Here is a 14,066-nt window from a genome sequence, read left to right on the forward strand (position 1 = left end):
GCCGACCCCCCGCGAGCGGCGGGACCCGGTGCGTCCGAGGACTTGCTCGTCGGGACCCGACGACAGCGCCTCGCCTCCGGCTCCCACAGAACACGGCGACGGGACGCCGTCCGGATCTTCGTAGACTCTTCGTCATGCCCGAGATGCGCCGAGCCACCGCCGATGACCTCACCGACCCGGTCCTGGGTTCGCTCACCGCCATGATCGGCGGCCTCGTCGACGGCACCCGCTGCGGCAAGATCTTCAGGGTCCGCTCCTTCGCATGATCGCGAAGAGCCACCTACAGGACTTCCTGCACGTCCCCTCCGGTCGCGGTCACCGCGGTCCGGCGATGCGCGTGGGAATCGGCATCGCGCTGCCGCTGCTGGCCGTCGTGCTGCTGGGGCGCCTGGATCTGTGCGTGTACGTGATCTTCGGATCGCTCACCGGCGTGTTCGGACGCGCGGATGCGCCGCGGCTGCGCTTCCAACACCTGGTGATCGCAGGTGCCCTCATGAGCGGCAGCGTCATCGCAGGCGCCGCCGCGGCGATCGCGGGCTTCGACCCGTGGGCCTCCACAGCCGCAGCCGTCGTCGTGGCCTCCGTGCTGTCCGTGGTCTCGGACAGGCTGCAGCTGCGCCCGGCGGGTCCCTTCTTCTTCCTGTACGCCTTCACCACGATCGCCGGGGTGCCCGGGCAGAGCCAGCTCGGCGACGCCGCTCTTGCCGCCCTGGCCAGTGCGGCGCTCGTGGTGGTGCTGGGCTTCCTCCTGGCGAGCCCGCCACGCGGCGCACCCGAGGCAGGAACGATCCCACCGCCCGAGCCGGTGGCCTGGCCCGATGCCGTGGCGCGGGCCTGTCGCTATGCCGTCGCCGTCGGTGCGGCAGGCTCGGTGGCCATCGCCAGCGGTCTGGGCCACCACCACTGGGCGATCCTGGCGGCGACCGCTCCGATCGCGGCCGCGGATCTCGCCGGAGCCGCGAACCGGGTCGTGCACAGCATCATCGGGACCTTCGCCGGAGTGGCGCTGACAGGAGCGCTCCTGCTGGTCGAGTGGAGCCCGCTGGGACTGGCCCTGCTGCTGGCGGCCCTGCAGTTCGCCAATGAGCTCTACGCCGTGCGCCACTCCAGCCTGGCGCTGGTGTTCCTCACGCCGGTGGCGCTGCTGATGACGAGCTTCGTGGTCACCACCCCCGCCCGCGAACTGATCGGCGATCGCGTCGTGGAGACGGGCATTGGAGCCGCCCTTGCCCTGCTGCTGGTCAGTGCCACCAGCGGGATGCGCAGCCTCAGCGGGCGCGCGGGTGGGCAATGGCCCAGACTTCGCGCAGGGAGTCGGCGGTGACCAGCGTGTAGACCTGCGTGGTGGTCACCGACGCATGCCCCAGCAGCTCCTGAACCACCCGCAGATCCGCCCCGCCCTCGAGCAGGTGCGTGGCGAAGGAATGGCGCAGCGTGTGCGGGCTGACCTCCACGCCCTCAGCACTCAGCCCGGAGGCGTCGGCGGCCTGGGTCACCGTGTTCCACACCGTCTGACGTGAGATCCGCCCGCCGCGCTGATTGAGGAAGACCGCGGCATCGGCCTTGCCCTTGGCCGCCAGCTCGGGCCGGCCGCGCACCATCCACGCCTCCAGCGCCGCCACGGCCGGTCGGCCCAGCGGCACCATCCGCTGCTTCGATCCCTTGCCGAACAGCCGCAGGAACGGCAGCCCCGACGACTCCTCCCCCGACCTCAGCGCCGCCGACAGGTCGTCGACCTCCAGGCCGATGACCTCGGAGGCGCGCGCTCCCGTGGAGTAGAGGACCTCGAGCAGCGCCCGATCGCGCAGCCCGGCAGGCGTGGACGGATCCGGCGCCTCGAGCAGCCGCGTGATCCGCTCGGCGGAGATCGCCTTGGGCAGCCGCATCCCCGGCGTGGGCGGCGGGACCTGGGCGGCGGGATCGTGCTCGGTGATCTCCTCGAGCAGCCAGAACCGGTGGGCTCCGCGCACGGCCACCACCACCCGGGCCGCACTGCGAGCGCTCAGCCCCGCGCCGGGCTGCTCCCCGGTCTCCTCTGCCGCAGGGCGCTGCAGCCAGCGCACGAAGCCGGTGACATGGGCGACCGTGATGTCTCGAGGGTCCTCGACCGGCGGCACCTGAGCGTCGTCGCCGATCTCCGTCACGAATCGGACGTAGCGCGCCAGATCCCGTCGATAGGCGCTCAGCGTGTTGGCTGCCAGCCCGCGCTCCACGCCAAGGTGCTGCAGATAGCGCTCGACCGCCCGCTGCACTGCCGAGGAATCAGCAGAAGCAGCGGGCGGTCGAGACGCACGTGGCACGTGGAATACCTATGACGCCTGAGCCCGGGGCTCAGCGGGCATCCGGCGGCGTGATGGTGGCGGGAGTCAGCCCGTCGGTGCCGCGCAGACCCGGGTGGGCCGGCCACGGCGCATCGGCCGGACGCAGCGAGGACCACTCCCCCGCCCGCGAAGCGTGGGCGGCCAGCACCCCGATGACCAGGTTGGGATTGTGCAGGCTGCCCTCGAGCACGGCCGCCACGGCGGCCTCGAGCGGGACCCACGTGGCGACGATCTCGGACTCCTCATCCTCGCGCTCGAACTCCTGCTCCAGGGTCTCGAGCTCGCGGGCCAGGTAGATCCGCAGGGATTCCGCCGAGGAGCCGGGGCTGTTGTGGAACTCGACCAGGGTGTCCAGGCGTCCGGCGGACAGATCCGCCTCCTCCCCCAGCTCGCGCGCGGCAGCCTGAGCGGGGTGCTCGCCCTCCAGATCGAGGATGCCCGCGGGGATCTCCCACTGGGTCATCCCCACCGGGTGGCGGTACTGGCGGATGAGCAGGACACGGTCCTGCTCATCGAGGGCCAGCACCGCGACGGCTCCGGGGTGGGTGATGAAGTCGCGCGTCATCCGGGGACCGTCGTCCGAGAGCTCGACCTCCTCCGAGACGACGTCCCAGATCCGGCCCTCGTAGACGGTCTGCGAGGACAGCACGCGCCGCGGATCGACCCGATCCGTCAGCTCTCCGGCACCCAGCTGGACGAACTCCACGTCGGCTCAGAGCTCCGGGGACTCGTCCGTGCGCGCGGCCTGGCGCTCGAGTCCTGCCTTGACCAGCCCGGCGAACAGCGGGTGGGCCTTGGTCGGACGCGAGAGCAGCTCGGGGTGGGCCTGCGTGGAGACGTAGTACGGATGGACCTCCCGCGGCAGCTCCACGAACTCGACCAGGGTGCCGTCGGGCGAGGTGCCCGAGATGACCAGACCGGCCTCGGTGAGCTGATCGCGGTACTCGTTGCCGACCTCGTAGCGGTGGCGGTGGCGCTCCTGGACCTCGGTGGCGCCGTAGGCCTCGGCCGCGACCGAGCCCTCGGTGAGCTTGGCCGGGTACAGGCCCAGGCGCATGGTGCCGCCCAGATCGCCGGCGCCCTCCACGAACTGCTCCTGCTCCGCCATGGTGGCGATCACGGGAGTCGCGGTGTCCGGGTCGAACTCGGTCGAGGAGGCATCCGCCAGGCCCACGACGGAGCGGGCGTACTCGATGACCATGGACTGCAGCCCCAGGCACAGGCCCAGGGTGGGCAGGCCCTTGGTGCGGGCATAGGTCAGCGCGCCGAGCTTGCCCTCCAGGCCGCGGATGCCGAAGCCGCCGGGCACGCAGATGGCGTCGACGTCGCCGAGCTCCCGCGCTGCGCCCTCGGGGGTCTGGCACAGGTCCGAGGCCACCCACTTGATCTTCACGCGGGCGTCGTTGGCGAAGCCGCCGGCGCGCAGCGCCTCCGAGACCGACAGGTAGGCATCCGGCAAGTCGATGTACTTCCCGACCAGCCCGATCGTCAGGTAGTGCTTGGGCTCGTGCACCGCGCTGAGCAGCTTGTTCCAGTGCGAGAAGTCGGCCTCGGTGCGCTCCATCCCGAAGTAGTCGAGGATGTATCCGTCCAGATCCTGGCCGTGCAGGGTCTTGGGGATGTCGTAGATGCTCGGGGCATCTGCACAGGAGATCACGGAGTCGATGTCGACGTCGCAGGCATCGGCGATCTTGGCCTGCATGGAATCGGGCAGGTCGCGGTCGCAGCGCAGCACCAGGCCGTCGGGCTGGATGCCGAGGTTGCGCAGCGCAGCCACCGAGTGCTGCGTGGGCTTGGTCTTCAGCTCCTTGGCCGGGCCGATGTACGGGATCAGCGAGACGTGCAGGTAGAACACGTTGCGCCGGCCGATGTCGCGGCGGACCTGGCGGGCGGCCTCGATGAACGGCTGCGACTCGATGTCGCCCACGGTTCCGCCGATCTCGGTGATGATCACGTCCGGGGCCTCCTCGCCCTCCGGCACGTGATCGGCGTGCCAGCGCATGCGCGCCTTGAGCTCATCCGTGATGTGCGGGATGACCTGGACGGTCTGCCCGAGGTACTCGCCGCGGCGCTCCTTGGCGATCACGGAGGAGTAGACCTGGCCGGTGGTCACGTTGGAGGAGGCGTCGAGGTCCTCATCGAGGAAGCGCTCGTAGTGCCCGATGTCCAGATCGGTCTCGGCGCCGTCGTCGGTCACGAAGACCTCGCCGTGCTGGAACGGGTTCATGGTGCCCGGATCCACGTTGAGGTAGGGGTCGAGCTTCTGCATCGTGACCTTGAGGCCGCGGGCCTTGAGGATCATCCCGAGCGAGGAGGCCGTCAGCCCCTTGCCCAGGGACGAGACCACACCGCCCGTCACGAAGATCTGCCGGGTGACCTTGCCGGTGGAGCCGGAGGTCTCTGTCTGCGTATCGCCAGCCGTTGCGGCGGCATTCTGAGCGTTCACCACGGGATTCGAGCCTATCACTGGACGGTCAGGGGGGGGGCAGGGGGTGTCGTGGGCGGGGCGGGGTCTACGGGGTCGCTGCGGCGTCGCGCAGCAGCTCGCGGGCGTGCTCCTGCGCCGCCTCGGAGTCCTCGTGGCCTGCCAGCATGCGGGCCAGCTCCACGACGCGCTCGTCCTGCGAGAGCACGCTCACATCCGAGACGGTCGAATCCGAGCTCTTGGTCACGAGCACGTGCTCATCGGCGAAGGCGGCGACCTGCGGCAGGTGCGTCACCACGAGCACCTGGACGTTCTGGGCGAGCATCTTCAGCCGCCGCCCGATCTCCAGGGCCGCCTTGCCGCCCACGCCGGAGTCGACCTCGTCGAACACGAACGTGGGGACGGGGTCGACGGCGGCCAGCACGACCTCCAGCGCCAGCATCAGGCGCGAGAGCTCGCCGCCGGAGGCGCCGCGGCCCAGCGGCCGGGGCGATGCATCGGCATGGGCGCGCAGCAGGAACTCGACGGTGTCGCGGCCCCAGCGATCGAAGCGCTGGGCCGGCTCCACGGAGACGAGCAGCGCGGCGTTGGGCATGGCCAGAGCCTTCAGCTCGGTGCCGACCTCCTGCGCCAGCTGCTCGGCGGCACGGCTGCGTCGCTGCGTGAGCTCGCCGGCCTGCGCCTCGAGGGCCTCCAGCAGCTGATCGCGCTGGGCGCTGAGCTGCTCCTCGCGGTGAGGGTCATCGCCCAGCGACTCCAGCCGGGTGCGAGCGGTCTCGGCGAAGGCGAGGACCTCGTCGATGTCCGCGCCGTAGGTCTTGGTCAGCCCGCGCAGGGCCGCGCGCCGCGCCTCGACCTCGGCCAGCCGCGCAGGGCCGTCCTCGTCCAGCCCGGTCGCGTAGGCGGAGAGATCCGCCGCGACGTCGTTGGTCAGCACAGACAGCTCGCGCACGCGCTGGGCCAGCTGCTCGAGCTCGGGATCGGAGTCGGCCTCCTGATCCAGAGCCGACAGCGCCCGGTCCACCAGCAGGATCGACGAGGCCGCATCCGGATCCTCGTCGCTTCCCGACAGCGCCGCGTGCGCGGTCATGGAGGCCGCGCGCAGCGACTCGAGGCTCGTGAGCTTCTGCGACTCGACGTTCAGGGCCTCGTCCTCACCGCTGACGGGCTCGACGGTGTCGATCTCCTCGAGCGCGGCCCGCAGCGACTGCGCCTCGAGCGCGCGCTCCCGGCCCTTCTCGCGGATCTCCGAGAGCTCGGCCTCGACGGCCTCGAACGAGGCGAGTGTCTGGCGGTATTGCCCCAGCAGCTCCTCGAAGCTCCCGCCGGATGCAGCCTTCTTCCCGGTGCCGCGCACGGCCGCGAACGTGTCCAGGGCGTGGCGCTGCGCGGCCGCCGAGGTCAGGCGCAGCTGATCCGACTGCCCGTGCACGGCCACCAGGGTCTCGCCGAGCTCGCCGAGCCGGGCCACCGGAGCACTGCGCCCGCCGACGTGGGCCCGCGAGCGCCCGGTGGCGGCCACGGTGCGGCTGAGCTGCAGGGAGGTGTGCTCACCCTCCTGGTCGACGTCTCCCCCGGCGTCCTCCACCAGAGCCACCGCGGCGTGATCGGACGGCACGTTCACGACGGCCTCCGCGACGGCCTTCTGCGCTCCCACGCGCACGGCGCCGGCGTCGGCGCGGCGCCCCAGCAGCATGCCCAGCGCGGTCACGACCATGGTCTTGCCCGCACCGGTCTCCCCGGAGAGGATCGTCAGCCCCGGGCCCAGAGGCAGCACGGCGTCGGTGATGACGCCGAGGTCGCGGATGTGGATCTCCTCGATCATCAGCGCTCCCCCTTCTGCCCCGGAGGCGAGGGGGCCTTCTGCTGCGGTTCCACGGTCCCCGGGGCGGGATCGGCTGCACGGTCCTGGTCGTCCTGCGCGATCTCCTGCCCCACGGACAGGTGCTGCGGCATCCCCGGCTCCTGGTGGTGGATCGTGGTGCGGTAGTCCGGCTGCACGATGGGCAGGGTGGAGGTGGCATCCGAGACCTCGTCCTGCTCGACCGGTCCGCGCCAGCCTGCAGTCGGCAGGCCGAACTTCCTGACCAGTCGCTCTGAGAACGGCGTGCGGTGCATCCGCGCCAGGGTCACCGGTTGCTCGGCCCGGGTGACCTCGATCCGCGAGCCCGGCGGCAGCTCGACCGTGCGCCGGCCGTCGCACCACAGCACGCCGCGGGCGTCGGTGCGCGTGAGCACCTCCACCGCGATCATGGACGACGGCGAGACGACCAGCGGCCGGGAGAACAGGGCGTGCGGCGACAGCGGCACCATCAGCAGGGCTTCGACCTCCGGCCACACGACCGGCCCGCCGGCGGAGAACGCATAGGCGGTCGAGCCGGTGGGAGTGGCCATGACGACGCCGTCGCAGCCGAAGGACGACAGCGGGCGGCGATCCACCTCGGTGACGACCTCGAGCATCTTCTCCCGGTCGCCCTTCTCCACGGAGGCCTCGTTGAGGGCCCAGGTGTGCAGCACGGGGCGCCCGGCATGCCAGACCCGCACGTCCAGGGCCATGCGCTCCTCGACCGTGTAGCGGCCGTCGACGACCGCCTGGACGGTCTCGGCCAGACCGGCGCGCTCCGATTCGGCAAGGAAGCCCACGTGTCCGAGGTTCACCCCCAGCAGAGGCACCCCGACATCCCGGACGACCTCTGCGGCGCGCAGGATGGAGCCGTCGCCGCCGAGAACGACCACCAGCTCGATGTCCGACAGCGCGCAGTTGTCCGGCACGATGCCCACCGGGGGCAGCTCGCCGAGCTCGGGGGCCCGGCGCATGGCCTCGCGGTCCTCGGCGGTCAGGACGCCCTCCACACCGGAGTCGGCCAGCTGGCGCAGGGTCTGTTCGGCGGCCACCCGGGCGTCCGGGCGGCCCATGTGGGCGAGCACCAGGATGCGCCGGGAGGCGGGCGCGCGCATGCCGGGGTCGTCGTCGATCATGCGCTCCACCCTACGTCCTTCCGCCGACGGCACAGGGAGGGCCGGGTGCCGCGCGGGGATTCAGGACGAGGCCGGGCCCGGGCGCTGCAGGTGCAGGAAGAACTCGTGGTTGCCGTCCTGGCCCGGCAGCGGCGAGCGCGTGCGCCCGAGCTCGATCAGTCCCGCAGCGACACCTGCAGCCGCCACCTTCTCGACCGCCTCGAGGCGCTGCTGCTCCGAGACGACCACTCCGTCGCGGCCCAGTCGATCCGCTCCGACCTCGAACTGCGGCTTGACCATCAGCAGCAGGTGCCCACCAGGCAGTGTGGCCGCCGCCAGCGGTGCGATCACCAGAGTCAGGGAGATGAAGGAGACATCGCAGACGGTCAGCTCGGCAGGCCCGCCGATGTCCTCGGGGACCATGTAGCGCAGGTTCAGGCCCTCGTGCACGCGCACCCGCGGATCCGCGCGCAGCTGCGGCACGAGCTGATCGTGGCCCACATCCACCGCCACGACCTCCCGCGCTCCGCCGCGCAGCAGCACGTCGGTGAAGCCTCCGGTCGAGGCCCCGGCGTCCAGGCAGCGCCTGCCCCGGACGACGACGTCCGGGAACGCCTCGAGCGCCCCGGCGAGCTTGTGCCCGGCGCGGCTGACGTACTCGGGGCCCTCTGCCTCCTCGAGCTCCACCGCGCAGGAGGCGGCCACCGGCAGCGAGGCCTTGGTCGTCGGCACGCCGTCCACGCTCACGCGGCCCTCGGCGATCCACCGGGCGGCCAGGGTGCGCGAACGCGCCAAGCCCCGGGTCACCAGGGCGCGGTCCAGCCGCTCGGTGGGCGGTCCTTCAGGGCTCACGACGACGCCGCCCTCCGCAGGGCAGACATCGTTCGCCCCGCGGCTGCGCTGCGGATAGCCACCCGAGTCATGACGCCCCGCCGGCACCGGCGATGCGCGATTCGGCGGATTCGAGCTCCCGAGTCAGGCGCTCGTGGGCGTCCTGGTAGGCGGCGGCGTGCTCGCTCACGGGACGCTGGTCGAGATCCTCGAGGTCCTGCAGGACCCGCTGCACCCCGGGGCTCTCGGACGTCTCGAACGGCTCGGTCATGGCGCGCTCCACTGGATATCGGGCGTCGAGGCGGTCTCCACCTGCGGGTGCCGGGACCACCACGCCGCACAGGCGGCGCGCCAGGCGTCGAGGTCGTCCTCGTCGCCGCGGATCCGCAGGCCGTCGTCGTCCGCGGTGGCCTCCGCCGCACCGCAGCGCGCGATGCTGGAGCCGTCCGAATCCTCCACGGAAAGCTCCGCCTCCGGGGCGAAGAGCCCCGTGAGATCGGCGATGAGATGATCGGGGCGCTCGTCGGTGACGGCTCCGAGCGCGGTGCGCACGGTGTCCACGCCGGTGAGCACCAGAGCGGTCGCGAAGCCCGCGCGGTTGCCGCCCAGGATGTCGGTGTCCAGCCGGTCGCCGACAACCAGCGGGCGCTGGGCCCCCAGGCGCTGGGCGCCGGTGCGGAAGATCGGGGCCTCGGGCTTGCCCGCGACCTCCGGTGTGCGACCGGTCGCCCGGCCCACCGCCTCGACCAGCGTCCCGTTGCCGGGGGCGATGCCCCGCTCGCGCGGGATGGAGCCGTCGGTGTTCGTGGCGATCCAGATCACGGAGTCATCGGCCAGGGTGTAGGCGGCCTCGGCCAGATCGCTCCAGCCGATCTCCGGGTCGAATCCCTGGACCACGGCCACGGGGTCGTCGAGCTGCGAGCGCACCGGTGTCAGCCCAGCCTCCGCGACGTAGTCCGACAGCGCCTTCGCACCCGTGATCAGCACGCGCGCCCCGGCCGGCAGCCGATCGCTGAGCAGCCGGGCGGCGGCCTGGGCGGAGCTGACGACGTCCTGGCCCCGAGTCGCCACGCCGAGCTCGCTGAGGTGCCCGGCGACCGTCTCGACGGCACGCGAGGCGTTGTTCGTCACGAACATCACCGGCACGCCCTCGGACTTGGCCCGCTCGAGCGACTCCGGGGCCTCCGGGATCGCACCGGGCCCGGCGTAGACCACGCCGTCCAGGTCGGCCAGGATCGCATCGAAGCTGTCGATCAGTCGCCGCGCCATCTCAGGAGTCCTCTCGCTCCGTCTCACCCTCGCCGGCAGCCGCGCCCGATGACGGCGCCGGATCCTCATCGGCGTCGAAGCCGTCCGCGGAGACCGACTCCCCTCCCATCGAGGCGAGGTCCTCGGCGTCCAGGCTCTTCTGGCGGCTGGGCGCCGAGTCATCGGAGGCGTCGTCGTCGGAGCCGTCGGCCTTGGCTGCCTCGGGGCTGTCGCCGGTCGCGCCGTCGCCGGTCACGTCGGAGACCCGGTCGATGTCCTGCTGGGCCTTTTCCGAGGAGTCCAGTTCCACGCCGATCTCGTCCTCGCCCAGGTCCACGATCTCCGGGTCCTCGAACGCCCCGGTGCCCAGAGCCGCCTCGGCCACGACCGCCTGACGGTCCCAGGCGGTGGCCTCCTTCTCGCGCCCGACGCCGCGCAGGGCCTCGCCGTAGGCGCGGAACAGGCGCGGGCTGTAGGAGAAGCCGCGATTGCGATCCAGCTGCGGGATCTCCAGGGCCTTCAGCGCGCCGTCGGCATCGCCCTCATCCCGGCGCATCCCCGCCACGATGATCGCCAGCTCCACGCGGGCCTCGGCCGGCAGCTCGGTCACGCTCTGCGAGCTCGCCAGCTCCAGGGCCTTCTCCGGGCGCCCCAGAGCACGCTCGCAGTCGATCATCAGGGGCAGGTGGATGTCGTCGCCGGTCATCCGTCGGTACGTGCGCAGCTCCTTGAGCGCTTCGTGGTATTCGCCGTTCTCGTAGGCGGCCACGCCTGCGGCCTCGCGCACCGCGGCCACACGACCTGCGCGGCTCACGGCGTAGCGGGCGTGCTCGAGCGCGAAGGCGGGATCATCCTCGATGTAGCGGGCGACCATCACGAGGTGCTGCGCGACGGCCTCGGCGTTGTCGGACTCGAGTCCGCGCACCTGGAACTGGGCATCGCGGTCCAGCTCCTGGCCGGTGATATCGGCATCGACCTCCGGACGCGGGGCGCGCACCGGGCGGCCGCGCTCCTCGAAGGAGCTCGACGTCCGCCGCTGGCCGCCGCGGTCATCGCGACGGCCGTCACGGCGTCCGTCGCGCCGGTCATCCCGACGCTCCCCGCGGAATCCGCCCTGCCGGTCATCCCGACGCCCGCCGCGCGAGTCGTCGCCGCGGAAGCCCCGACGCTGACCGTCACGGGACTCGCCGCCCCGGAAGCCGCCGCGAGATTCTGCGCCCCGGGAATCCGCACCGCGGGGACCGCCGCGGTAGCCTTCGGGGCTGCCTTCGGGGCGGCCGCCGGATGCCCGGCGATCGTCGCGCCGGTCGTCCCTGCGGGTCTCGCCGCCGCGCCGCGGCTCCTCGCGCCACGTCGAGCGGCTCTGTCCGCCGCGATGGTCATCGCCCCAGCGGCCGCGCCGCTCGCCGGAGCGCGCGCCGCGAGAATCATCTCGTCCGCCCGGGCGATCGCCGTCCCTGCGCGGGCCCCGATCATCCCGACGATCGTCACGGCGCTGCCCGCCGCGGTCCTCCCAGCGACGACCCGAGCCGCCGCCCTGCGAACCCCCGCGGAAGTCACGACGCGCGCCCCGGTCGTCCCCGCGATCGCGTCCCTGGGCGCCGCGGTCGTCCCGCCGAGGGCCGCGGTCCTCCTGAGCGCCCCGACGGTCATCGCGGAGGTCCCTGCGCGGAGCACCGGCACGGTCTGCCTGACCACCGCGCCGATCATCGCCGCGGAAGTCCCGGCGGGGCGCGCCCGAGCGATCGTTCTGACCGCCGCGGAAGCCTCCCCGGTCCTCGCGCGAGGCGCCCCCACGCTCACCACGGGAGCTTCGTCCGCCGCGGGAGTCCTCGCCGCGGAAGCCGCGACGCTCGCCGTCGCGAGATCCGCCGCGCGCATCATCCCGGAAGCCGCGGCCGGAGCCTCGGCGATCGTCGCGCGCAGCGCCGTCTCCCCCCTGGCTCGATGAGCGGGGACCGGAACCGCCGCGATCGTCGCGGCCCCGGCCGGGTGCGCGACGATCGCCGTCGCGGCTCCTGCCACGATCGTTGCTGTCCTGCGACCAGGCCTCGGCCATCTCAGTCCTCCGGTGCGCGTCGCGCAGTAATCTGTTCAACAATTCTGTGATCTGCAGCTCATCTGAGCACAGCCGTGCCATAGTGTGGCCGCAGCGGATGCGACCTCTGGCCATGGACGGCACAGTCTACTCATCCGCAGGTCGCCCATGCGGTCACTCCTGCTGACGCCGCCGGCAGCACAGCAGCCTCGGCAGTCTTCTCATACACCCCACGAAGGACCCCTCCATGCTCAATCGAGTCCTCTCCTCGCTGCTGGCGAGGATCGTCGTCGCCATCGTGCTCGGCGCCCTGTGCGGACTGTTCTTCCCCGAGCCCATCGCTCGGATCTTCGTCACGTTCAACGGGCTGTTCAGCGCCTTCCTCGGCTTCCTGATCCCCGTGCTGATCCTGGCGCTCGTGGCCCCCGCGATCGCCGACCTGGGACGCGGTGCCGGCAAGTGGCTGGCCATCACCGCCGCTGTGGCCTACGGCTCCACTATCACCGCGGGACTCCTGGCCTTCGGCACGTCGCTGGCGCTGTTCCCGTCGCTGCTGGCTGACGAGACTCACGGCGGTGGCCTGAGCGATCCCTCGGAGGAGTCGCTGTCGTCGTTCTTCACCATCGAGATGCCCCCGCCCTTCGGCATCATGACCGCGCTGCTGCTGGCTTTCAGCATCGGCGTAGGCGTCACCCTGGTGCGCGGCACCACACTCAAGAACGGGCTCGAGGAGCTGCGCGACATCATCATGCTCGTGGTCACCCGCATCGTGATCCCGCTGCTGCCCGTCTACGTGTTCGGCTCGTTCATGTCACTGACCATGAACGGCCAGATCGGCACGGTCATCACCACCTTCTTCAAGGTCGTCATCACCGCGCTCGTGCTCACCGTCATCCTGCTGCTCCTGCAGTACGCGATCGCCGGAGCCATCGCCGGCAAGAACCCCTTCCGCCTGCTCAAGAACATGCTGCCGGCGTACTTCACGGCCCTGGGCACGTCGTCCTCGGCCGCGACCATCCCGGTGACCCTGCAGGCCACGCGCAACAATGGCGTCGACGAGGACGTCGCAGGATTCGCCGTTCCCCTCTGCGCGACGATCCACCTGGCCGGCTCCACCGTGAAGATCGTGCTGTTCTCCACCGCCGTCATGATGCTCACCGGGATCGAGATCGACCCCGTGCAGTACATCGGATTCATCCTGATGCTCGGCATCACCATGGTCGCCGCACCGGGTGTCCCCGGCGGCGCCATCATGGCCGCAGTGGGCATCCTGCAGTCCATGCTCGGATTCGACGAGGCCGCCGTCTCCATCATGATCGCCACCTACGTGGCCATCGACTCGCTCGGCACCGCCACCAACGTGACCGGCGACGGCGCGATCGCCGTGGCGATCGACCGCTTCTACAAGAAGTCTGAGAACGTCCACGACAACGTCCCCGCCGAGGACCCGCAGCCCTCCGCCGTGTGATCCGCTCCGCGCGTTGATGGCGCGTACGAGACAGAAGAAGGCCCGAGCTCCTCTATGGGAGCTCGGGCCTTCTTCTGTCTGCCCTGCGGGCCATCTGCGGTGCGGTGCGGGCCGCTGCGGTGCGGTGCGGGCCGCTGCGGTGCGGTGCGGGCCGCTGCGGTGCGGTGCGGGCCGCTGCGGTGCGGTAGGCGTGCGCCGTCTTCGAAGCACCCCTGCCCGCATGAAGCCGCCTCAACCCCACCCCTCCCCCGTCGAGTGGATGCCTAGTTGCGCTATCGGGGGTCTCAGCGCAACTGGGGATCCACTCGCCGCGGGTGCGGGCCGAGTGGGGAGGGCCCTGCCGCGTCCCCGGCTCGGGCCTCTCGCCAACCCCTGTCGCTGCTCACCAGTGGCGACGGACATCGATTCCGCATCACCTGCGGCACCATCGTCTTCCCTCCAGCCGCCGAGTGGATACCCAGTTGCGCAGAAAGAGCTTTCAGCGCAACTACGTGTCCACTCGGCGTGAGCGGGCCCGAGCCCTGCTGCCTCAATGCACCAAGGTGCTACCGGCCGCTTCGCTGCCCACGTCCGCATCCTTCACCGAACCCGGCCCCTGACAGTGTTCGAGTGGATACCTGGTTGCGGTATCGCCTCCTATAGCGCAATCAGGTATCCACTCGGCGATGGAGAAAAGGAACCTGGGTATGAGAAAAGACTGATGGCCAGCTCAACCCGCAACCGAATGGTTGCGAGGAGCCGGCCATCAGCCTTCCCTCTAAGGAGTATTGCGGCGGC

13 protein-coding genes are annotated in these 14,066 nt (G+C 71.4%); 4 read left to right on the forward strand and 9 right to left on the reverse strand.

The window, feature by feature from the left end:
* Positions 1-134: 134 nt before the first annotated feature.
* Both M3E84_RS11130 and M3E84_RS11135 read left to right on the forward strand, forming a co-directional pair.
* Complete coding sequence (locus M3E84_RS11130; RefSeq protein ID WP_259896262.1) at positions 135-266, forward strand: hypothetical protein; 132 nt, start codon at positions 135-137, stop codon at positions 264-266.
* Complete coding sequence (locus M3E84_RS11135) at positions 263-1,324, forward strand: FUSC family protein (protein ID WP_259896263.1); 1,062 nt, start codon at positions 263-265, stop codon at positions 1,322-1,324. The genes M3E84_RS11130 and M3E84_RS11135 overlap by 4 nt, the downstream gene beginning before the upstream one ends.
* On the opposite strand, the gene M3E84_RS11140 is transcribed toward M3E84_RS11135, so the two are convergent.
* The 9 genes from M3E84_RS11140 to M3E84_RS11180 all read right to left on the reverse strand — a co-directional run bounded on the left by M3E84_RS11140 (position 1,269) and on the right by M3E84_RS11180 (position 10,657).
* The gene (locus M3E84_RS11140) at positions 1,269-2,252 is read right to left on the reverse strand and encodes a site-specific tyrosine recombinase XerD (RefSeq protein WP_311200471.1); all 984 of its coding nucleotides are present in this window, start codon (positions 2,250-2,252) and stop codon (positions 1,269-1,271) included. The two genes, M3E84_RS11135 and M3E84_RS11140, sit on opposite strands and share 56 nt — an antisense overlap.
* A gap of 79 nt (positions 2,253-2,331) precedes the next feature.
* Complete coding sequence (locus M3E84_RS11145) at positions 2,332-3,027, reverse strand: NUDIX hydrolase (protein ID WP_259896265.1); 696 nt, start codon at positions 3,025-3,027, stop codon at positions 2,332-2,334.
* A gap of 6 nt (positions 3,028-3,033) precedes the next feature.
* The gene (locus M3E84_RS11150) at positions 3,034-4,770 is read right to left on the reverse strand and encodes a CTP synthase (protein WP_311200472.1); all 1,737 of its coding nucleotides are present in this window, start codon (positions 4,768-4,770) and stop codon (positions 3,034-3,036) included.
* Between the two features lie 64 nt (positions 4,771-4,834).
* Positions 4,835-6,571, reverse strand: a complete 1,737-nt coding sequence (recN, locus tag M3E84_RS11155) for a DNA repair protein RecN (protein WP_259896266.1) — start codon at positions 6,569-6,571, stop codon at positions 4,835-4,837.
* The gene (locus M3E84_RS11160; protein ID WP_259896267.1) at positions 6,571-7,725 is read right to left on the reverse strand and encodes an NAD kinase; all 1,155 of its coding nucleotides are present in this window, start codon (positions 7,723-7,725) and stop codon (positions 6,571-6,573) included. The genes recN and M3E84_RS11160 overlap by 1 nt, the downstream gene beginning before the upstream one ends.
* Before the next feature lie 60 nt (positions 7,726-7,785).
* Positions 7,786-8,556, reverse strand: a complete 771-nt coding sequence (locus M3E84_RS11165; RefSeq protein ID WP_259896269.1) for a TlyA family RNA methyltransferase — start codon at positions 8,554-8,556, stop codon at positions 7,786-7,788.
* Between the two features lie 67 nt (positions 8,557-8,623).
* The gene (locus tag M3E84_RS11170) at positions 8,624-8,806 is read right to left on the reverse strand and encodes a hypothetical protein (protein WP_259896271.1); all 183 of its coding nucleotides are present in this window, start codon (positions 8,804-8,806) and stop codon (positions 8,624-8,626) included.
* Positions 8,803-9,804 (reverse strand): HAD-IIA family hydrolase, encoded by a 1,002-nt coding sequence (locus M3E84_RS11175; RefSeq protein ID WP_259896273.1) that lies wholly within the window; start codon positions 9,802-9,804, stop codon positions 8,803-8,805. Before M3E84_RS11175 ends, M3E84_RS11170 begins: the two co-directional genes overlap by 4 nt.
* Before the next feature lies 1 nt (position 9,805).
* The gene (locus M3E84_RS11180) at positions 9,806-10,657 is read right to left on the reverse strand and encodes a hypothetical protein (protein ID WP_259896275.1); all 852 of its coding nucleotides are present in this window, start codon (positions 10,655-10,657) and stop codon (positions 9,806-9,808) included.
* Here M3E84_RS11180 and M3E84_RS11185 point away from each other — a divergent pair.
* Together M3E84_RS11185 and M3E84_RS11190 are read left to right on the forward strand one after the other, a co-directional pair.
* Positions 10,610-11,734, forward strand: a complete 1,125-nt coding sequence (locus M3E84_RS11185) for a hypothetical protein (RefSeq protein ID WP_259896276.1) — start codon at positions 10,610-10,612, stop codon at positions 11,732-11,734. The genes M3E84_RS11180 and M3E84_RS11185 overlap by 48 nt on opposite strands.
* A 334-nt stretch (positions 11,735-12,068) precedes the next feature.
* Positions 12,069-13,289, forward strand: coding sequence for a dicarboxylate/amino acid:cation symporter (locus tag M3E84_RS11190; protein WP_259896277.1), 1,221 nt, complete (start codon positions 12,069-12,071; stop codon positions 13,287-13,289).
* Positions 13,290-14,066 lie beyond the last annotated feature (777 nt).

The organism is Kocuria sp. p3-SID1428 (assembly GCF_025149945.1).
Taxonomy (GTDB): domain Bacteria; phylum Actinomycetota; class Actinomycetes; order Actinomycetales; family Micrococcaceae; genus Kocuria.